The organism is Nocardia sp. bgisy134 (genome assembly GCF_965341865.1).
In the GTDB taxonomy this organism is placed as follows: Bacteria; Actinomycetota; Actinomycetes; order Mycobacteriales; family Mycobacteriaceae; genus Nocardia.
The window spans coordinates 123213-143390 of record NZ_CBDQZP010000021.1 but is presented as its reverse complement, the minus strand read 5'-3'; the positions used below and the strand labels follow the sequence as shown (position 1 = coordinate 143390).

21 protein-coding genes are annotated in these 20178 nt (G+C 66.0%); 10 read left to right on the top strand and 11 right to left on the bottom strand.

The window, feature by feature from the left end; translation table 11 throughout:
* Positions 1-64: 64 nt before the first annotated feature.
* Entirely contained in the window at positions 65-505 is a 441-nt protein-coding gene (locus tag ACRWNM_RS30455) for an HIT family protein (RefSeq protein ID WP_431971579.1), read from the top strand.
* A 290-nt stretch (positions 506-795) separates the two neighbouring features.
* A complete protein-coding gene (locus tag ACRWNM_RS30450) occupies positions 796-1161 on the top strand; it encodes a VOC family protein (protein ID WP_431971594.1) in 366 nt (121 codons plus the stop codon).
* Between the two features lie 230 nt (positions 1162-1391).
* Here the strand turns inward: ACRWNM_RS30450 and ACRWNM_RS30445 are convergent, their stop codons facing one another.
* Both ACRWNM_RS30445 and ACRWNM_RS30440 read right to left on the bottom strand, forming a co-directional pair.
* Positions 1392-1811 (bottom strand): hypothetical protein, encoded by a 420-nt coding sequence (locus ACRWNM_RS30445; protein WP_431971578.1) that lies wholly within the window; start codon positions 1809-1811, stop codon positions 1392-1394.
* A gap of 398 nt (positions 1812-2209) precedes the next feature.
* Complete coding sequence (locus ACRWNM_RS30440; protein WP_431971577.1) at positions 2210-3025, bottom strand: NAD(P)H-binding protein; 816 nt, start codon at positions 3023-3025, stop codon at positions 2210-2212.
* Positions 3026-3267: 242 nt separating this feature from the next.
* Here ACRWNM_RS30440 and ACRWNM_RS30435 point away from each other — a divergent pair, with 242 nt between their 5' ends.
* Both ACRWNM_RS30435 and ACRWNM_RS30430 read left to right on the top strand, forming a co-directional pair.
* Positions 3268-4140 carry an alpha/beta hydrolase gene (locus ACRWNM_RS30435; RefSeq protein WP_431971576.1) on the top strand — a complete coding sequence of 291 codons (873 nt, stop codon included), beginning with the start codon at positions 3268-3270 and terminating at the stop codon, positions 4138-4140.
* Positions 4141-4234: 94 nt separating this feature from the next.
* Positions 4235-4882: a GNAT family N-acetyltransferase gene (locus ACRWNM_RS30430; protein ID WP_431971575.1), complete on the top strand. Its 648-nt coding sequence runs from the start codon at positions 4235-4237 to the stop codon at positions 4880-4882.
* A gap of 34 nt (positions 4883-4916) precedes the next feature.
* On the opposite strand, the gene ACRWNM_RS30425 is transcribed toward ACRWNM_RS30430, so the two are convergent.
* Positions 4917-6098, bottom strand: a complete 1182-nt coding sequence (locus tag ACRWNM_RS30425; protein WP_431971574.1) for a hypothetical protein — start codon at positions 6096-6098, stop codon at positions 4917-4919.
* Between ACRWNM_RS30425 and ACRWNM_RS30420 the strand changes: the two genes are divergently transcribed.
* Positions 6098-6745, top strand: coding sequence for a TetR/AcrR family transcriptional regulator (locus ACRWNM_RS30420; RefSeq protein WP_431971573.1), 648 nt, complete (start codon positions 6098-6100; stop codon positions 6743-6745). The genes ACRWNM_RS30425 and ACRWNM_RS30420 overlap by 1 nt on opposite strands.
* Before the next feature lie 376 nt (positions 6746-7121).
* Here ACRWNM_RS30420 and ACRWNM_RS30415 read toward each other — a convergent pair whose 3' ends face one another.
* Entirely contained in the window at positions 7122-7361 is a 240-nt protein-coding gene (locus ACRWNM_RS30415; RefSeq protein WP_431971572.1) for a hypothetical protein, read from the bottom strand.
* A 643-nt stretch (positions 7362-8004) separates the two neighbouring features.
* Here ACRWNM_RS30415 and ACRWNM_RS30410 point away from each other — a divergent pair.
* Positions 8005-8259, top strand: coding sequence for a hypothetical protein (locus ACRWNM_RS30410; protein ID WP_431971571.1), 255 nt, complete (start codon positions 8005-8007; stop codon positions 8257-8259).
* Between the two features lie 226 nt (positions 8260-8485).
* Here ACRWNM_RS30410 and ACRWNM_RS30405 read toward each other — a convergent pair whose 3' ends face one another.
* Entirely contained in the window at positions 8486-9841 is a 1356-nt protein-coding gene (locus tag ACRWNM_RS30405; RefSeq protein ID WP_431971570.1) for a flavin monoamine oxidase family protein, read from the bottom strand.
* A 113-nt stretch (positions 9842-9954) separates the two neighbouring features.
* On the opposite strand from ACRWNM_RS30405, the gene ACRWNM_RS30400 reads away from it, so the two are divergent.
* Both ACRWNM_RS30400 and ACRWNM_RS30395 read left to right on the top strand, forming a co-directional pair.
* On the top strand, positions 9955-10608 hold the full coding sequence (locus ACRWNM_RS30400; RefSeq protein ID WP_431971569.1) for a TetR/AcrR family transcriptional regulator: 654 nt from the start codon (positions 9955-9957) through the stop codon (positions 10606-10608).
* Positions 10609-10850: 242 nt separating this feature from the next.
* The gene (locus tag ACRWNM_RS30395; RefSeq protein WP_431971568.1) at positions 10851-12230 is read left to right on the top strand and encodes a flavin monoamine oxidase family protein; all 1380 of its coding nucleotides are present in this window, start codon (positions 10851-10853) and stop codon (positions 12228-12230) included.
* Positions 12231-12591: 361 nt separating this feature from the next.
* Here the strand turns inward: ACRWNM_RS30395 and ACRWNM_RS30390 are convergent, their stop codons facing one another.
* The 4 genes from ACRWNM_RS30390 to ACRWNM_RS30375 all read right to left on the bottom strand — a co-directional run bounded on the left by ACRWNM_RS30390 (position 12592) and on the right by ACRWNM_RS30375 (position 15445).
* On the bottom strand, positions 12592-13032 hold the full coding sequence (locus ACRWNM_RS30390; protein ID WP_431971567.1) for a hypothetical protein: 441 nt from the start codon (positions 13030-13032) through the stop codon (positions 12592-12594).
* Positions 13033-13799: 767 nt separating this feature from the next.
* Positions 13800-14249 (bottom strand): hypothetical protein, encoded by a 450-nt coding sequence (locus ACRWNM_RS30385; RefSeq protein ID WP_431971566.1) that lies wholly within the window; start codon positions 14247-14249, stop codon positions 13800-13802.
* Positions 14250-14282: 33 nt separating this feature from the next.
* Complete coding sequence (locus ACRWNM_RS30380) at positions 14283-14537, bottom strand: hypothetical protein (protein WP_431971565.1); 255 nt, start codon at positions 14535-14537, stop codon at positions 14283-14285.
* Positions 14534-15445 carry a helix-turn-helix domain-containing protein gene (locus ACRWNM_RS30375; RefSeq protein ID WP_431971564.1) on the bottom strand — a complete coding sequence of 304 codons (912 nt, stop codon included), beginning with the start codon at positions 15443-15445 and terminating at the stop codon, positions 14534-14536. The genes ACRWNM_RS30380 and ACRWNM_RS30375 overlap by 4 nt, the downstream gene beginning before the upstream one ends.
* A 192-nt stretch (positions 15446-15637) precedes the next feature.
* Between ACRWNM_RS30375 and ACRWNM_RS30370 the strand changes: the two genes are divergently transcribed.
* On the top strand, positions 15638-16537 hold the full coding sequence (locus ACRWNM_RS30370; RefSeq protein WP_431971563.1) for an MBL fold metallo-hydrolase: 900 nt from the start codon (positions 15638-15640) through the stop codon (positions 16535-16537).
* A 74-nt stretch (positions 16538-16611) separates the two neighbouring features.
* On the top strand, positions 16612-18198 hold the full coding sequence (locus ACRWNM_RS30365) for a carboxylesterase/lipase family protein (RefSeq protein WP_431971562.1): 1587 nt from the start codon (positions 16612-16614) through the stop codon (positions 18196-18198).
* A gap of 208 nt (positions 18199-18406) precedes the next feature.
* Here ACRWNM_RS30365 and ACRWNM_RS30360 read toward each other — a convergent pair whose 3' ends face one another.
* The gene (locus ACRWNM_RS30360) at positions 18407-19165 is read right to left on the bottom strand and encodes a DUF899 domain-containing protein (RefSeq protein WP_431971561.1); all 759 of its coding nucleotides are present in this window, start codon (positions 19163-19165) and stop codon (positions 18407-18409) included.
* 31 nt (positions 19166-19196) lie between these two features.
* Entirely contained in the window at positions 19197-19961 is a 765-nt protein-coding gene (locus ACRWNM_RS30355; protein ID WP_431971560.1) for an SDR family oxidoreductase, read from the bottom strand.
* Positions 19962-20178: the final 217 nt, after the last annotated feature.

Genomic DNA, 20178 nt, shown 5'->3' with positions numbered 1-20178 from the left:
GATCTTCCTGAGAGCTGGGTCGGAGACGCCACCTCCGTCCGTCGACGATGCTGGCCGGTCGACGGTGGAGCGGGGCGCCGATTTCGATACCCCGAAGCTATCGGCCGGATTCTCGTTACCCGTAACCCTTTGGTATGACATGGAATCGGACTGCGGTGTGATATCGGATGGCGACTGGGTCCGGCCGGGCTACCTGTTCGTCGAGCCTCGTCGTCACGTGGCGACCCTCGATCTGCTCGACGACGCTGAGACAGTAGCGTTCGCCCGCGCTGTCCGCTCGTCGATCGGTGCCCTGCGCCGGGTTCTCGAACCCGCCCACGTCTTCACCTTCGTGGCGGGCCTGAGCGCGGCCGGTGTCCACCTCCACCAGCACGTCTTCACCCGACCGGCCAGCACCGCACGAGATGTGCCGTGGCACAACGCCGATTCTCCGGACGCGCCTCAAATCCCCGCATCCGGACTCGATGCGCTCTGTGCCGAGCCGACGGCAGCGTTACCGGGCTGAGGCGTACCCGAAGCCGATGCACAGCGCCGCATACCGCGCTGACCGAACCTGCCGGCGCGGCACCTCGGAAGATCAACGCGCCGTCGGCATCTGCCGCCGTCCCGGCACACCATCATGCCGAAGAGCGCATTCCGAAACGAGCAGGTGTCCCGACGGTCGAGGCGGTGCAGCTGCACCCGCGTCGACCAGTGGTCAGTACCGACTGCACAGCCGTTGTCAGCGTGTATCGCATTGTGAGCGTGGCGATTCGAAGTGGAGACGACGTCAGACTCCGTCTCTATGGTGGACCGATGGCGTCGGTTAGACAGCTCCAAGTCACCTTCGACTGCTCGGAACCTGAGCACGTCGCTCGTTTCTGGTCTGAGGTGTTGGGATACGAGCACCGGGGCTCAGCGTGTATTGATCCCTCAGGTGCGGGCCCGCGCCTGTACTTCCAGCGTGTGCCCGAGGGGAAGGTCGTGAAGAATCGGCTGCATCTCGACGTGCGGGTCGGCACCGGTCTCGTGGGTGACGAGCGCGTGGCTGCACTCGAGTCCGAATGCGCACGACTGGTCGCGCTCGGCGCAATACGCGTGCGACTACTGCGCGCCGATGGCGTCAACGAGTCGTGCCTGGTAATGCAGGACATCGAGGGCAACGAGTTCTGTCTCGACTGAGTAGCCGAGAACGTGGCACCTTCGCGCGGATCCACCAGCGATCACAGATTTTGCGGCCACCGGATATCGTCGATCCGTCGACTCGCCCTATTCCGGGGAGGCCGCCATAACGATTGCCAGCAGCGGAACTGTTCGTGCTTCGGGCACCTTGTAGCGATTGCCCTGGACTCGGGTGAGCCACCCGGCTCGAATCAGGGTGCTGATATGAGACTGGTCTGTTCCGGTGGGATTCAGTTCGACGGTGGCCTCCGAAGAAGCCAGAACCTTTCGCACCAGTTCAAGCCTGCGGCCGTGCCCCAGTGCAGAAAGCACGTCTCCCGATTCTCCCAGGGATTGGCCACGATGGCAGCAGGCGGGAGCGCGACCTCCCATTCGCTGCCTCTGCCGTTCGGTAGCTGAACGATACCGAGGTACGACACGACACCACTCGGCTCGAACGACAGACTCTTCAGCATGGCAAGTCCCGGATAATTCCGGTCTCTGGAGCGGCGGCGTTGCAGGAAGGCGGGAACGGCCAAGGAGGCCGTCAGGCCGCAAATGCCGGTGAACATGCTCACCACGCTGGCGATCCGGTCGGCCTGCTCCAGTCCTTGCCGCCACATGACTATCGCCAGCGCGATCAGTCCCAGCGATCCCAGGAAGCTTCCCACCACAATCCACCGCACAAGGACAGTATTGCGCTACGGCAACCGAAACATACAGGCGAACAACGGATTCCCCATGGGCCACTCCACGCACATCCCCCTGGTTGATAGCGAGCGATCCACACGGTCGTCACCATCCGCCACCCTCGGACGCTTCGAACGGGAAAACGACCGCCCACACTCAGCTCGGTTCGTCGGCGGTTATCGCAGGCCCTCCGCGCGCCCGCTGCCCCCTCGTGATCGGCGACAACCTGGTGTACCGCGATGACAATCACCTCACCGTCGGTTGCGCCAGAACACTCGGACCGGTCATCGCCGCACTCGCCGACCGTGCGCTCGCCACTGGCTGAGGTTGTCACGCGGGTCCGAGCGGGGTTCTGCGATCTGGCGCACCCGCCGGATGATCAGCGGAAGGCGTCGGCGTGGGCTGCGGCCCACCGTCCGAACGTGCGCGGTGCCCGGCCGGTGACCTCTTCCACCGTTGGGCGGACGATGGATTCGTCGATGGCCCCGTTCACGTAGAAGTCGAAGAAGGCGTCCACGTACTCGACCGGAGTGGTTCGGAGCATCTCGGCGCGGGCCTCGTCATCGGTGAGGCCCTGGCAGGTGAGATCGCGGCCGGTGGCCTCGGCCAGCATCGCCACCTGCTCGGTGGGTGTGAGTGGCTCCGGTCCCGTGGGCCAGAGGATTTCGCCGTGACGATTGTTTTCGCGCAATACGGTGGCGGCGACAGCACCGAGATCCTGTGGATCCAGCGTGGCCGTACGGACCTCGGGGAACGGCGCCCGAATCACGTCCCCGTCGCGCAGCTGGGGGAGCCAGCGCAGAGCGTTGGAGGCGAAGGCGCAGGGCCGCAGGATGGTCCACGCCGCACCGCACTCGGTGACCTCCCGCTCGGAGGTCATCATGTAGCGGGTGATGGCGTTGGAGGTGTCGCCAGTGCCCGCGGAAACACCGGAGAGCTGCACGATGTGCTCGACACCCGCCTTCACCGCCGCTTGGGCGACGCCCGGGTAACCGGGCAGCAGGAACAGCGCGCGCACGCCCTCGAAGTTCAGTGTCTCCGGTGCAGTGAGGTCGCCGGCCACGGCGTCCGCCCCTCGGGGCACAACGGCGGGCAGGGGATCGCGCACCAGCGCCCGTACGGGCTCGCCGGCTGTGGTCAGGGCTTGCACAACTTCCGCGCCGACATTGCCGGTCGCTCCTGTCACGAGAATCATTGCGCCAATTCTTGTAGCAACCAAGAGATTTCGCGTCTACCGTTGCAGGTTCCTGCAGGCAATCGTGCAGCTTGTTCTCTTCCGCCTTCGGTCGGCGGCGGCCAGGATGTGCGGTATGGATCGCCTGGATGTGACACCTGCACGCGCATGGCCTGGTGTCGATCTCGTGCGTTCCGAGGATGACTGGAGGACCAGTGATGACAGCGGCGTGGGGCGACGGCGTTCGAGAAGGAGTCGAGTCCATGAAGGTCGAGTTCGACAGCGACGGTGTGAAACTCACCGGAAACCTGTTCTTGCCCGTCGGCCGGGATCGGGCGCCGGGTGTGGTGGTGGCGGGGACGTGGACCAGCGTCAAGGAATTGATGGCCGACCGCTACGCTCAACGTCTCGCCGAGCAGGGGTATGCGGCTCTGTCGTTCGATTTCACCGGCTTCGGCGAATCACAGGGCGAGCCACGCGATGTCGAGAACCCGGCACGGAAGGTTCGCGACATCCACCACGCGGTGAGCTTTCTGGCTGGGCACCCGGCCGTCGACGGTGACCGGCTGGGCGCGCTGGGCGTCTGCGCTGCGGCAATGTACATGTCCGACAATGCTGCTCACGATATGCGGGTGAAATCACTAGCGCTGGTGGCGCCGTGGCTGCACGATGCGGCGATTTGCGAGCAAGTCTACGGCGGGGCGGATGCGGTTGCCGCCAAGATCGAGATCGCCCGCGAGGCGCGGTCACGATTCGACGAGACCGGTGAGGTCGACTACGTTCCGGTGGTCAGCGCCACCGACGAACGCGCGGCCATGCCCTACGACATCGACTTCTACCTCAACCCCACCCGCGGCGGAATCCCGGCCTGGCCCAACCGTTTCGCCGTCATGTCCTGGATCGACTGGCTGACCTACGACGCGATCGCGCTGGCTCCGCTCATCGGACAGCCGACCTTGCTGGTGCACAGCGAGGACGCCGCCATCCCGGATGGCGCGCGCCGCTTCCACGCCGGACTGCCCGGACGGAAGGATATTACGTGGACCCAGGGCACTCAGTTCGACTTCTACGATCAGGAACCCCAGGTCACCGTCGCCGTCGATGCCGTCGCCGCCCACTTCGGCCGGACCCTGTGAACCTGAGGACCGGAATGCCCTGGCAACCGAACATCGCCGACCGGGTCGTCCTCGCCCGGCGGCGGTAGGTCCGATCCTGATAGGGAGGACGCACATGGAGATTCGCGACTTCGAGGCCGCCGATCGGCAGGAGCTGCGAGAGTTGTTCACTTGGGCGAGTGAGGGCTCGCCCGTCGCCTCGCTGTGGGGTGATCCGGAATCCGAGGCGGCGATCTACCTCGATCCATACCTGGACCTGGCACCCGAGTCCGTGTTCGTGGCCGTCGCGGGAGGCAAGATCGTCGGATACCTGACGGGCTGTCTGGACAGCTCGAAGTTTCCCAGCGAGGTCGAACGGATCGAGCGGGCCATCCGCACCTACCGGTTGTTCCTACGTCCGACTCCGGCCAGGTTCTTCGGCCGTGCCATGGTCGACACCCTCGCCGCGGCGATTCGCCGCGAGCCGACCGCGAGTGATTTCCAGGACTCGCGCTGGCCCGCGCACCTGCACATCGCAGTGGCGGCCGACGCGCGCGGCACCGGCGCCGCCGCCGCTCTCATGGACCGATGGTTCGCCCGGCTCGACGAGAACGGCTCGCCGGGCTGTCATCTTCAGACTCAGGTCGAAAATGCACGGGCCGTAAGGTTTTTCACCCGAATGGGATTCACTCCGATCGGTTCGGCCCCGCTGATTCCCGGAATGCGCTACCAGGACGAGCGAGTGCACCAGCAGGCCATGGTCCGGCCGGGTGAGCCGACGTAGGGGGCGCATGGGACGGCAGAAGACCCGCGACGGGTCAAAGCCAGTTGCGTTCTTTGGCAAGCAAGGCGGCCTGGAATCGTGTGCGTGCGCCGAGCCGGTCCATCAGGTCGGCGACATGGGTGCGGAACTTGCGCACCGAGACATTGAGCGCGCGTGCCGCCGATTCATCGGTGTCATGGCGGGTGAGCGCCCGCAGGACGCGCTGCTCGGAAGGCGAGACCGGGGCTTCGTCCACGCCGTGGGCGCGTTCCCAGATGCCGTCGAAGACCTCTGCCAGTATCTGGGCCATACCGGTACGGCGGATCTGCAGTACACCGGCCGCCGGTTCGGAGAGATCGGCCGGTACGAAGGCGACCGATCGGTTGACGACGGTCAGCGGCCAGACCGTTTCCGTCGTGACTCGATGCATCTCGCCGAGGGCGTGCCTGCGTCGTGCGTGGGCCGCCTGCCGGGGATCCGTCAAGGCGTGCACGGGGAACAGGATGCGACTGCTCAGTCCAGCCATCAGGAGACGACCGCGCCGGGCGCCGGTATGCGGGGATTCGTCGTGCAGCGCATGGGTCCGCAGGGACGAGAACTCACCAGGGTGATCGGTCAGCAATGCGGTTATCCGCCGGCCGACCTCCAGTCCATGCGGCAGCTGCTCGACCATACCCGCGGGCCGGCCGGTGCGCTGCTCCTCGGTCAACTCCCGCACTGCGTCCCAGGCGGCGGCGAGTCCCTCGAACTGCTTTTGCGCCTGCGTGATTCGCCGTCGCACCAGCAGATCGACCGCTACCTCCGGTGGGACCACCGTGAGGTTCTCGTCCACCAAACCCAAGGTGCGCAGCTCGATGATCACGTTCCGCACGCGGGAGTCGACCTGGCCCGCGCCACCCGCGTGCGAGGAGGCGCCGGGGCGTGTGCGCAGCAGGTGGCGGTACACCCGCTCCTGTTCAACGGTCAGTCCGAGACCGGCGAGGCTCACGCTCGGTGCCTGCCCCACTGCCGCACCGGGTTGGCTTCGCACGCAACGGGATTCGAATGCCTTGTCGGTACTGTCATGGTGGAACCACCCCCGGATGGCGATGACGGAAGAATTTGCGTAGTGTATACGCAAAGTGTATGCCATACGCAATTGAAGCGAGGGGAGCGAAGATGGCCGATGAGCCACCGCGTGTGGCTCGGCTGTTGTGGTCGGGAAATCAACGCTCGGGACGAGGCCGCCGGCCGGCATTGAGCCTGGACCGCATCGTCGGTACGGCTATTGCCATCGCCGACGCGGAAGGCATCGGCGCACTCTCGATGCAACGAGTCGCCAATCAGCTCGGCACCGCGACCATGTCGCTGTATCGGCACGTGCCCAGCAAAGACGACCTCGTGGCGGTGATGCTCGACACCGCGATGGCCGCCCCGCCCGATCTTCCCTCCGACGACTGGCGCGCGGCGCTGGAGCACTGGGCTCGCCGAACCCGCGAGTTGTACCTACGTCACCCCTGGGTGCTGGCGGTCGGCACGAGCAATCGCTGGATGGGCCCGAACGAGGCCGCGTGGGGAGAGGCGGCGATGAGCGCGCTCCTCGATGCCGGGCTGGCGCCACACGGCATCGCCGACATCGTCCTGTCCATCACCGCTTTCGTCGGCGGCGTCGCCCGTCTGGAAATCGATCCGACCCAGGGCCGTGACGCGGTCGGGCACGTCGGTCCGGCCCTCGATCCGGCAATGATCCACCAGTACGGTCGACCCGAGCGCTACCCGGCCTTGCTGGCGATGCTCACAGCAGGTCCCGTCGGCGACCGCGACATCCGCGCTGTCGCCGAGGGCGTGTTCGAATTCGGACTGGGCAAACTGCTCGACGGCATCGCCGCACATCTGACGAGTTGATCCCCGCCCGCCCAACGGGCGCGAATCGGCCGGCTCACCGGCTGTCGGTCACCCTTGGTGGCCTCGGCTCGATACGGGCCTGCGAGTCGGATGCGCTTCGACGACCCGGATCAGCAGGCCGGGGAATCGAGGCCGCGCGACGCGCTGGTGCCCGTGGCGACCCAGGCCTGGGGACAGAGCCGGGCAGCACATGCTGGCGTTGACCGAAGTTCTCGCTGGACCGGACAGCACACACCGGTCACCGAATGGCCGGAAGTACGACATCGGCATCAGTTGACCGGTGACCAGCCGATCTGAGACGTCGCCGGTACAAGACCGCTCGAGTTCGTGGTGCTCGTCGACCGTTCACATGCGCAGGTCGATTCGGTGATAGGGCTCAAAACAGAGCGTATTCGGACTTCGCACTCGATCGCGTCCGGTCGATTCTTTCGCACCACTGGTCGTGCAGTGTTCTCCAGTCTTCGGCGGCGGTGCGGATCCACTTCATTTCCAGCTCTCCCGCAGCCAAAGCGGGTTTCTCCCTTTCGAATTCGTTGTCCGCGTGTGCGGCGCGGTCGACCAGTTCGCTCCATCGATGGAAATCCTGATGTAGTGCGTCTTCGACCTTCCTGCGCATTGCAGCTCCTTCGTGGCTATGGTGATCTTGTGACTCGGTGTCTTGGACAGGGGATCGGGTTCTGCAACGTGGTCGGATAGCGCAGACCCGGTAAGATGAGCCGCTGAGGCTCGCCGATACAGCAGTTCTGGTGTTGTGGAAGCGCTCAGCTGTCCGGCAGCGTCACGCAATCGCGGCCACCGTCTCGTTATTGCTGTCCGCGGCGGTGTCGCGGGGGTCGATCTTCAATATGATGACGAGATGTAAACAAACCTCGCGGGTTGCGAGCCGGCTGCGAACTTCTGCTCGCCGACCTCATGGGCAACTCGCGGGACGTACGGTCGTTTCGACCTAGCGCTTACAGGGCCGCCAACCTGCTCGGCCGTCTTTTTGATATCAGCTTGGTCACAGTTTACGCACATTCGGTTAACTATGTATAGGGGGAAGGTGGGAGCCGCTGTAGAGAACCGCAGGTGCGCCACCTCTCGGTCGCGCATCCAGCGAGTTTGCCAGCGCCGTGTCACGCAACGTTGGGGGTAGGTAATCGGGGCGCCGGATCTCGGAGCCGCTGCGAAGACAGGGACAGGTCCGCGTGCCGGGGCTGCTTCCACAACCACGGCGGTACCGTCAGATATCGGTCCGATGTGGTTCCGCGCCTTACTGTGTGGCAGTCGAACCGCGGACCACAAGGCAACTCGCCCACCGCCAGCTGCGCGCGGACGCGGAACGGCTACTCATCGGCACCAGCACCGACCCCGAATTCGGGGTCCAGCAGACCCAAGGGGAGGCCTTCCTCGAACGCCGCACCGATCTCGGCCGTGCGCTCGCCGACGCCCAGATCGGCCAAGACGTGAAGCCGGCGATCCGCGCCGAGGTCGACAATGCCTCCCGCGAAACGGCGCAACTCCCGATCATGTGACCCGGATCGAACGCAGTGGTGAGCGGCTGCGTGAGCATCTGCTGGCCGAGCTTCGGCGGCGGAAGCTGGAGCCGCCGACGGCGGGCCGGATCGACCGGATTGCGCGCTCGGCGTTGAGCCGCGGTGAGGATGTGCTGTTCGACCGGGTGCTGTCGCGATGCTCGACCCGACCCGTGATCGCCCTCGCTACCCGCGCGGGCGCTGATGCGGGGGATGACCTTCGACTTCAGGAATCCCAGCGTTCGAGGACTTCGGCCGCCGCGCGGTATCCGGATCGGACAGCGCCGTCCATGTAGCCGTTCCAGATGTCGGACGTTTCCGCGCCCGCCCAGTGAATGCGCCCGACCGGTTCGGACAGCGCCGCTCCGTACTGCGTCCAGACGCCTGCGCCCAGTCGGCCGCCGTAACACCCGCGGGTGAATTCCTCTTCCATCCAGTTCTGTTCGACGTACTCGGCCGGTTCTGCGGCCTCGGGACCGAACAGCTTGGTCAGAGTCGCCACGGCGGCAGCCCGTCGTTCGGCCGCGCTCCAACGCGCCGCGGTCCGGGCGTGAGCACCTTCGAAGAATCCGACGATGACACCGCATGATTCGTCCGGCGGCGAGTTGTCGAGGGTGACGTTCAGCGCATCGTCGAGGCTGAAGGCGAACCCGTTGAGGCCCGAGTCGCGCCAGAACGGCGTCGGATAGGCGACCTGGACCTTGATCACCGACCCCATCGGGATCTGCTGGGTGAGTCCGTCACGCGTGGCGGGAAGGGCCGGCTCGTAGCGCAATCGACCGGCCAGGGTCGGCGGTATCGCGACGATCGCATACCCGGCGGTGATCGTTCCGCCGGAGTAGGACACGCTCACGCCGTCTTCGTCGTGGACGATCGAATGGACCGGGACGTCGAGCGAGACGATATCGTCGCCGAGTTCGTCGGCCAGCCGTTCGGAGATCTGATGTGTGCCGCCGACGATACGCAACTCCTGCGCGCCATCGGTCACGCCGACGAGGACGTCGATCATGCCTGCGGACCTGATGTAGAAAAGGAAGTGCAGCAGCGACATCTCGGACGACTCGGCGGAGAACAGCGCGGGCACCACCGCGCCCCAGAACGCGAGCGCTTCCGCGTTCTGCGTGTTGGCCCGCAGCCACTCGTCGACGGTTCGGCGATCCAGCTCGGCCGCTTGCGGAGAAGTCCACGGCGAAGACAGCGAGACGGTTTCGGCCAGCGCTTCGAGTTCGGCCTGCAGGCGACCGACTTCTTCGGCCGCCTCGTCGGACAGGCCGAAGGTTGCATCGCCGTAGCGAGTGACTGTGCCGTTGTAGAGCGTCACCGATTCGCCGTCGTCGTAGGTCGGGAACGTCTTCAGACCGAATTCGTCGACCAGTTTCAATACCTCGGTCTGTGTCTGTCCGATCCACTGTCCGCCCATCTCGAGAGGAACCCCGCTGGACAGCGTGGCCCCGAGATTGCGGCCGGCGACCCGGTCTCGCGCCTCGAGCACCCGCACACTGTGGCCGGCGGCTTTCACCGCTCTAGCCGCGGTCAAGCCGGCAAGACCGGCACCCACTACAACAACGTCGACATCGGTCATGTTCGGATCCTTCACGCGAAACTCGGTCGGTTGTACGACTGTAAGATAGGTCACGCCACTGAGGTGTGCAACAGTTGTGGCGAAGTTCGTCTGCTGAGGGAGCGAGGAGAACCGTGGTTTACGTGAGGGCGTCCGAGCGTGAGGAGCAGATCGTCACAGCGGCCATCAAGGTGCTCAGCGAGGTAGGCGTGCCAGCCACTACGCTGCGCGCGGTCGCGGGCGAGGCCGGTATCCCGCTCGGCACGTTGCATTACGTGTTCCCGACCAAGGACCAGCTGCTGCGTTCGGTCATCACGACGCTCATCCGCGACATCTCCGACGCACTGCGCGCGGAGCTCGAGCTCGACAAGGGGGTCGAGCACGCCCTCCGGCACGGCATAACCAGCTTCTGGAAGAAGCTGGTGGACAATCAGGTCGGGCTGCAGATCATGCAGTACGAGCTGATGGCGTATTCCCTGCGCAGCGAGGCGGAAGGTAGCTTGGCTCAGCTTCAGTACGAGCGCTACAGCTCGGTTGTCACCGAGTTCTGCGAGCAGGCCGCCCAAGCCGCGGGGGAGCGCTGCGCGGTCGGTTTCGACACGCTCGGTCGCCTCGCGCTCGCTCAGATCGACGGGCTGATCTTGCAATACGCGTCCAAGCCCGATCCCGGCCGCGCCCAGCGAGACCTGAATCAGGCGCTGGACATGCTGGTCCTGTTCGCCGATCCGCAGCCGGTCGCGCGCAGCACGGCGCGCCGTGGGAGCCGAGCTCTCACCGACGCGGATTAGCAGTCCGTCAACCCCCGATTCGCCCCCTGTTGCGCCTCGGGTCACATTCGCATTATCGTGATTCGTACGGTTGTCCGACTTAGTGTGTGTCTTTTCACTCGGATCGAAACGAGAAGTCTCACGGAGTCGGGTCGGCCGCGACGGACCAGTCCATCAGGTGCTCGGCTCCGACACATCCCGGATCCAGCCACAGGTTCCTCCCCTTTGTTCGGCCCACGGTTCGCCATCTGGAGTGAGACGCGATGACCCAGAAGAAGATCAACGACACGTCCAACGCCGAGGACATGCCGCGAGCCGTCACGGTTGCCGTGATCGGCGCAGGCATGGCCGGGCTGATCGCAGCCCGTGAGTTGCATCGGCGGGGCATCGAGGTCGTAGTGCTCGAATCGGCCGCGCGGCCCGGCGGGCGGATGATGGCCGAAACCACCGCTCTGAACTCGCGAGTCGACCTCGGCGGCCAGTGGATCGGCCACGGGCATCACCGTTTCGAGGCGCTCGCCGCCGAACTCGGCACGACGGTATTCCAGATGCACACACCCAAGCGGCCCGAGATCGTCGAGGGCGACTTGCGCATCAGAAAACCCAGCCTGGCCACAGCGGCCGCCACCACTGCACTGCTGATCTGGGAGATCACAGCGCGACTCGGAGCACCCCGAGCATGGAGGACGCAGACTGTGCAGTCGTGGCTGCGATACGTGCCGGGACGCCGAGCGCGACGGTTGCTGGAAGTCCTCGTCTCGGTGTCCACCACCGCCGACCTCGACCGTTATTCGATGCACGCTTTCCTCGAGATGATCCGCTACCAGGGCGGCCTCACGACGATGCTCTCCACCGCGGGCGGCGCGCAGGAAAGCCTGGTTCTCGAAGGGGCCGGGACGCTGACCGAAAGGCTGGCCGCCGAACTCGAGGGCAGGGTGGTGTTCGACAGCGCTGTCACGGCGTTGCACCGCGACGAGACCGGCGTGACGATTCACTCGGCATCCGGGACCTATCGCGCCGCCGAAGTCATCGTGGCCGTCCCGCCGCCGATGGCAGCGAGAATCGAACACCACCCCGAACTTCCCACTGCGCGAACCCGATTGCAGGACAACACCTACATGGGCTCGGTGTACAAAGCGATCGCGGTCTACGACCGCCCGTTCTGGCGCGAACGCACACACGCCGAACTGATGGTCCTCACCGATCCCGGTATGGCGGTATTCGACACCTCCCCACCGGGCGGACCCGGCCACCTGTGTGTACTCATCGCGGGCCCCGAAGCGCGCAACCTCGATGGGCTCGACAGCGGCGCCCGCCGCACCGCGGTACTCGGCCCGCTCAGCGCCCACCTCGGCCCCGCCGTCCTGAAACCCGCGGGCTGGCACGAAAAGCCGTGGCACCTGGACGAGTATGTCGGTGGCGGTTACACGGCTCTGCCCGACATCGGACACGACCAGGGATGCTTCCCCGCTTCCTCGGAGCGGGTGGGCCACCTCCACTGGGCGGGAACCGAGACCGCAGGCGAGCACGCCGGATACATCGAGGGTGCTATCGAGTCCGGCGAACGCGCCGCCCATGAGGTCATCGAAACCCTCTCGGAAATCACCACCGGGAACGCGATCGGCTCGCCGACACAGTCATGAAGACCCCGGACTCGCGCAAGGAGCAGGCAATGCCCCAGTCGAAGTACTCCTATCTCGACGTCCGGTCCAGTGTCTCCCCACTCGCGAGCCTCAGACTCCTCGCGGTCGCTCCGAAAGTCGTTGCTTCCCTGGCCGAGTACCGCTGGCGGAATCGCACTCTCCTCCGCCGCTGAGATCCCATGGGGTGACGCGTTACTCGCCCGCTGCGCGACTACCAACAGCGATGTGGTCGTCGACGGCATGCTCGCCCGGGCAGCTCGTCGCTGACTACTCGGGCGCCGGTATCGGATCCGGTCTCAGAACCTCTCGGTCAGCGCCGTGTCGCTTCTTGCTCCAGCAGCTGGGGTGACGGTGGAGATCCTTATCCCACGACGCTGAGGCGGACGAGGGCCAGATCCCACTGACCGTGCTGGTCCGCCCAGGTGGTCACGACCTCGCCGAGGCCGATCGGGTTCCCCTCCGGCGCATCGTCGATCGCGTAGTCGCCGTCCTCCTCGACCACCGCCATGATGCGCAGCGCGTCCTCCCTGGTCCCGTTCGTCCGCACCAGGATCTGCTCCACCCGCCAGTCGGCGCTGCTCAGATCACGCCCCACCAGATCGCGCCCGTCGACCAGCTCCCCGTCGACCTCGAAGATCGTCCCCGGCCCGTCCACCCGCAGCGTCTCGGTGTCCCCGATCATCAGAAAGTCGCTCACCACATCGCGCTCGCCGCGCAGCAGCGCCTGGTCGAGCCACCCCGGATCCCGGTCCAAGCCGACCTCGTCGATGAAGTTCCCCCAGGCATACAGCGCATACGGCATGCTGAGATCCTAAGCGCGCCAGACACTTTCCGGCAATCGAGCCGCAGCGGGACGCGGGACCTCCGCCCCTGGGTCACGTCGTGAGGACCCCGGCCGAGTACCGCCATGTCCACAACCGCCGGGCAACGGATTGCCGCACAGTTCCCGCGACCAGCCCGGCCCGCAGAACCCCATTCCGCCACCGATGTCCGTCCCCTCGTCGTGTCGGCCCAGAGCGGCCCCGGACCCCGCAGACCGGGCAGTGAACCCTCGCGCGAGTCGATTCCCGGTCCGCAACCCGAAACCACGCAGGAAGCGGCATGAGCGTGGGTACGGCTTCTAGATCCGCGAGACCAGGCCACCCCCCACGCATACACTCACACCACCGCCACAATGCGCGCGGCGGTTGATCGTTCGATGCGTTCTCCAACTGCGATACTCCCGAAACGCACCTGTTCGAACGTGCCTATCTGCATGAGGTCAGCATCCTTCCCACCGTTGAACCCACCCGATGTGCCTCCCCGCCAACGGCTCTCAGAAATTTCGAGTTCCCAGATGGCGCGCATTCTCAGGTCGCTTTTGCGTGGCTCGCAGCAGCTTGGAAGTTGAACCGTGACGGGTTGGGGACCGGCTTTGGGCTGTCCTGATGTCGAGTCGCCGACGTTGCCTGCGATCTGGGAGTCACCGAAGCCACCCTGTACCGGTGGAAGCAGCAGGCCCTGGTCGACCGCGACGAGGCACCCGGGACACCCACGGTCGAATCAGCGCAACTGCGAGATCACGACACCTCAGAAATCAAGGATCATGTTGCCGTCTCTATCCAATCTGTTTGCCCAGTCTCGAAGGCGCGCATCACGATTCCAGAGGAACTCAGCCGCGCGCTCGGAAGCGATCAGATTGCTGTGGCCCTGGACGCCGAAGTCATCGATGAACGCCCGGCCAGTGATGATCAACCCGAACAGGGGAGGAATGACAAGGCCACCAGGGTCTTCGACCAGAGCACTGATGGAGGCGGTAACCGGACCGAACTCGTAGCCGGTCAGTTCGCTCTCGGCCAGAGCATCGGCCAGCGGTTTCGTCACCGCGTACGCGCCGCTGTAGGACGTGATCAGTTCGCCGTCAACTGGGTGGTGAAACTCGAAATGAGCCGAGACCACTCGCGGAGGGTCATAGCTGGAGTCTCTACTGACCTGGCCGAAGTCGGCAGGGATCTCGGGGTCGATCAGGTAGAAGGTCATGAGTTACGTCCCCCCCGGGTCGGTATCAGTACGTCAGAGGCCGATGATGATCTCGCCGTTTTCGTCCAGCCCGGACGAATATTCCCGAAGTATCTCATCACGATCGAAGAGGAACTCGGCCGCCTGTTGCGAGGCGATCAGCTTGCTGCGCCCCTTGATGCCGAAGTCGTCGACGAACGCTCGGCCGGTGATGACCAGACCGAACAGCGGCGGGATGACAAAGCCTTCGGAGTCTTCGACCAGCGAGCTGATCGAAGTGGTGACCGGTCCGAACTCGTACCCGTTCAAACCGCTCTGAGCCGATTGTCCGCTCGGCGTGCGGGCGGCTCGGCCGGCTGAGCCAAATGGGTCAGGATGGCCAGTGCTGATGCCGACGGGGAATCGAGTGGGGCTGTGCAGGTGACGAGGGTCTGGTCGGGGTGTTCGACCGACCTCAGTGTTTGTTGGGTGACGGTGAGGCCCCCTATCAGCGGGTGGTGCAGCTGGTAGTGGGCGGTCGCGCATGCCTGGACCCTGTGGTCGTTCCAGAGGGTGCCGAATTCCGGGCTGGCCATGGTGAGGCTGCCGATCAACGACGCCAGTGCTGGGTCGTCGGGGTGGGCGCCAGCGATAAGCCGCAGGTTGCCGACGACTGCGCGGGCCTTGCGCGGCCAATCGGCATAGAGCGCGCGGGTGTCGGGGTCGAGGAACACCATCCGGGTCATGTTCGGTCTGCGACCGGGGACCGCCGGGCAGTCGGGGTCGAGATTCGCGGCGAGCAGGGCGTGGCCGAGCGGATTCCAGGCGAGCACATCGCTGCGGCGACCCAGCACGAGCGCGGGTACCAATGGCATGGCGTTGAGCAGCTCGAGCAGGGCGGGGTCAGCGTGCTCGACGGGTGCCGGGCGCGTGAGGCGGCGGCGGCCTGCGGACTCGGCCAGTGCGTGCAGGTGTCGTCGTTCAGTGGCGGTCAACGCGAGTGCGGCGGCGATGGCGTCGAGGACCTCCGGGGAGGCGTTGCGGGATTTGCCCTGTTCGAGCCGGGCGTAGTAGGACGGGCTGACCCCTGCCAGAAGGGTCAACTCCTCGCGGCGCAGTCCCATGACACGGCGACGTTCGCCGTAGGGCGTGAGCCCCACCTGCTCGGGTCGCACCCTGGCCCGGCACGCCTTGAGGAACGCCCCAAGCTGTCCGGACTGGTCTTCGCGGTCGCTCATCACGTCATTGTCGCTGCCGGATGCAGAGTTGTCCTGACCCTGCCGGGGTGTGGACACCGTTGATGCACCCGCGCCAGCGGCGCCTTCGCAGGGTGTGGTTACCGACGTCGGGCACTTGAAAACTCAGTGGCACGGCCCATGAGCCGTCCGGCACCCGGTCACGGCGTCGGGAACACGCAGCGAAGGAACCTGATGAATGAGATTGTGCTCGGTGATGTCACCGTGTTGCGGGTCGAGGAAATGCACGGGCCGGTGGGCATGACGCCCGATCAGTTCTTCCCCGGCTCGCCCGACCAGCACTGGGACGAGCAGCGGCCGATGCTGGTTCCGGATCACCTCGACCCGGTCGACAACATCGTTCAGGTCGCCATGCAGACCTGGGCGCTGCGCAGCGAAGGCCGGATCATCCTGGTGGACACCGGCATCGGTAACGACAAGACCCGCCCGGCGGTCGAAGCCTGGGACCACCTCGACCTGAGGTATTTGACCAATCTCGCCGCGGCAGGCATCGCGCCCCAGGACGTGAGCCTGGTGATCAACACCCACCTGCATGTCGATCACGTCGGCTGGAACACCCGCCTCGTGGACGGGCAGTGGGTGCCGACATTCCCCAACGCCACCTACCTGATGCCGCGTGCGGACTACGAGCACTGGAATCCGGCCAACAACCCGAACATCGCGGGCGGTGTCAACGAGAACGTGTTCGAGGACAGCGTCGCACCGGTCTACGCCGCAGGCCAGGTGCAGCTATGGGAGGACGAATACGTCGTGGACACGAATCTCACGTTGCGGGCGGCACCGGGGCATACTCCCGGTTCGAGCGTGCTGGTGCTGGCGTCAGGAAGCGACAAGGCACTGTTCGCGGGAGACCTGGTGCATACGCCCCTGCAGATCGCTCACCCCGAACACAACAGCTGCTTCTGCGAGGACCCCGTCGCCGCGAGGGCGACCCGACTTCGGCTGCTGGGTTGGGCGGCCGATCACACCGCGTTGGTGTTGCCCGCGCACTTCAGCGGACACAGCGCCCTCGAAATCGTCCGCGACGCTAGCGCGTTCGCGATCAAGAACTGGGCTCCGCTCCCCGCCTACTGACCGAAGTCGTGCCGCCCCGCACCCGCGCGGGGCGGCGCTGCACTCCTCACACGCTACCCAGATCAAGGCGCTCCATGAAGGCTTCACAATCCGCCGATTCGCAACCCGCCGATATCGTGCGCGAGGTGGAAAGCGGCAGGCTCCGCGGCACTGCGTACCCGACCCACACCGTGTTCTACTCCATCCCTTACGCCGCTGCGCCGGTCGGGATCGGCCGTTTTCAGGCGCCGGCTCCCGTTCGGCCGTGGCTGGGTGTGCGTGCGGCCACCGCGCCGGGGCCGACCGCCCCGCAGCTACCGCGCGGCCGTTTCGGATCACTGGATATCTCGGCGTATTTCGACCCCGGGTGGCGGGTCGGACCCGACTACCTGACTGTCAATATCTGGTCACCCCGCGATGTGTCCGGCGGCGCCCCGGTGCTGGTGTTCCTGCACGGCGGCGCGTTCGTCGCAGGGTCATCGCACTCGCCGATGCTCGACGGCTCCCGATTCGCGCAGCACGGCGTCGTGGTCGTCACGGTGAACTACCGCCTGGGCATTGCCGGGTTCCTCGACATCCCCGGCGCTTTCCCGAATCGGGGCCTCGCCGATGTCGTTGCCGCGTTGGCGTGGGTCAACCGCAACGTCACCGCCTTCGGCGGCGATCCCGCGCGGGTGACCCTGGCCGGTCAGTCCGCCGGGGCGATCCTCACCGCCGCCGCAATCGCCGCACCCGAGGCTGCCGGCCTGTTCGGACGTGCCGTGATGCAAAGCGGCAGCGGCAGCGCAGCATTCAGCCGCGAACAGGCCGCGATCGTGCGTGATGCCGCCGCAGCGACGCTCGGGGTAGCAGCGACACTCGATGGATTCGCCGACTTGACCGATCAGCAGCTCATCGATGCCGTGCCGGAGCTCACCGGTCTCGACCTCGGCACCGCGACCGTCCGTGACCCGCTGCAACGGATTACACCGCTGGGTGTGGTCCTCGACGACCAGCCCGTCACCACCGTGGCCCGCGCAGCGGGCCAACCTGTCGACCTGCTGATCGGCCACAACACCGACGAAGGAAATCTGTATCTGTTGCCCAACGGCGTGGCGGCGGCGGCAACCCTGCAACAGCTGACCGAAGCCGCCGAGTACGCCGACCCCGACCCGGACCGGCTGCTGTCGGTCTACAGGAGGCTGCATCCCACCGCCACACCAGGCAGGCTGCGCTCGATCATCCTGGGGGACGCGGTGTTCGGGACCGGTAGCCGAGCCATGGCCGACAGTCACTCGGCGGCGGGCAAACGCACCTACGCCTATGCGTTCGGCTGGAGCTCGCCCGCGCTTGCCGGGCAACTCGGCGCCACCCACATCGTCGAGCTGCCCTTCGTCTTCGACAACCTGCTACCCACCTTCCAGGGCGCGGACGGGCTACTCGGCACGCCCGCGCCTGCACCGCTGGCCGCCCGAGTACATCGCGCATGGGTCGACTTCGTCACCATCGGTACACCCGGCTGGCCCGAATACCGGCCCGACCGGCGCACCACGCAGCTCATCAACGACGAATGGGCCGTCGTCGACGACCCGTTCGCCGCCGAACGCGACGCCTGGACCCACACCCACCACACCCGAACAGGAACGGCCGATATGGTCGACCAGCGGGTACAGCCGAACCTCCCCGGCGCTCACCCGGGATAACTCCAGCAATGCCGTGAGATGGAAATCCGCGTTGAGCTGGGCCGTCCACTCCTGAAGTGGTATGTATGCCAAGAAATCGGATGCACGGTAATGGGCGCCGGTCGGTGCCTGCTATCCGCCGCTGACCCGCGCGGCCACCGACGTCGCCGTCACGACCCGCCAAGGGCGGTACGTGGTCGTGACGGCGCTCCGGAAACGGCGTTGTCGATCATGTGGCGGCGCGGCCCTCCGAGTCGGCTCGCGGCGGCCGTTGATCATTGGGGTTGTCCGGGTCGGGGTCGCCGAACCACCGCGACGGCGGGTGCTCGCCGTATTCGTCGTGCCAGTCCCACCATTCGTAGGGCGGGGTCTGCGGGTAGCCCTCCGGTGAGTCCTCCCACTGCTCCTGGCGGCCCAGCGCGGTCATGTCGAGGTAGCTCCACGTGGTACCCAGTGCCTCGTCGCCGCGGTTGTGGATGAAGTAGGTGCGGAATACACGGTCGCCGTCGCGGATGAATGCGTTGGTGCCGTGCCATTCGTCCACGCCGAAGTCGGCGTCGAAGTCGTCGGTGATCGTGTACCACGGCATATCCCACCCCATCCGCGCCTTCAACCGCTCGATGTCCGCCTGCGGCGCGCGGGAGGCGTACAGGAGTGTGGTGTCGCGGGCGTTCAGGTGGGCAAGGTTGGGGACATGATCGGCCATCATGGAGCAGCCGCGGCAGGCGTGGTCGGGCCAGCCGTCCACGCCCGGCTCGAAGAAGGCGCGGTAGACGATCAGCTGACGCCGACCCCGGAACAGCTCGAGCAGGCCGGCCTTGCCCTCAGGTCCCTCGAACACGTAGTCCTTGTCCACGGCCTGCCACGGCATCCGCCGTCGCAAGGCGGCCAGCGCGTCGCGTGCGCGGGTCAGCTCCTTCTCCTTCACGAGCAGCTGCTGCCACGCTGCCTCCCACTCCTGTTGCGCGACGATCAGCGGTGTGTTCATTGCGATGACCTTCCTTTCGGTTTTCGGTCGTTCAGGCCAGTGGTGAGATGCCCGCGGAGGTGAGCGTGTTCGCGTGGTGCACCGGGTGTTCGGCAGTCGCGATTTCGAGTATCGACTTGCCCACCTGTTCCGGGGTGAGGGCAGGTCCCGAGGACCGTACGAACGTGTCGACATCGACACCTTGCCGCTCGGCATAGGCCGCCACCGCCGCAGCCCCCAGATCGGTAGCCGGTGTCAGCTGAGGGAGGACGGACACGAACCGGATACCCAGCCCGGCCCGTTCCGACTCGACGGCCGCATAGGTCGTGAGGAACTTGACGGTGGTCTTTGCGCCCGCGTAGCCGCCGCTCAACGGCGACCCGTTGATCGCCGCGCCGCTGGAGATCGCGATTACCGAGCTACCCGGCGCCAGCGGGCGCCGCAGCGCTTCGCGAGTCCAGTGGAACGCCTGGGCTACGTCGACATTCCAGTTCTGACTGAAGGTCTCCCATGTCTGGTCCTGCAAGGGGCTCATCCACGGAGCCGCCCCCGCACACAAGACCACCGTGCGCGGTCGATGCTCGTCGAGGAGCCGGCTGGCAGTCGCGGGATCTGCGGCGTCCGCGGCCACCGCGGTGAAGGTAGCGCCGAGTTCGTCGCGCACGGCGTCGAGATGCGCGCTGGTCCTGGCGACACCGACGATATGTGCACCGGCCGCCGACAGCGCCCTGGCGATACCGCGGCCGAATCCACGGCTGGCTCCGGTCACGATCGCCGTCGTGCCTTCGAGGCCGCCGGGCTCGAGTGTTTCGTTCACGGTCGTATTCGCTTTCGTTGGTGATGTGCTCGAGGTCCCCACTGATTCAGATACGCCGTGGCGTCGCGATTCATCGGTGCGACGCCGAGCAATCGGTCGTGTTGCCTACGCACTTCTTCGGCGATCGAGGGCGAGCCGACCGATGAATTTCGGCCGCCGGACGTATCTGTACTGGTAGGGGGTGCCCATCCCTGCCATATCGAGACCCAGGAGTACG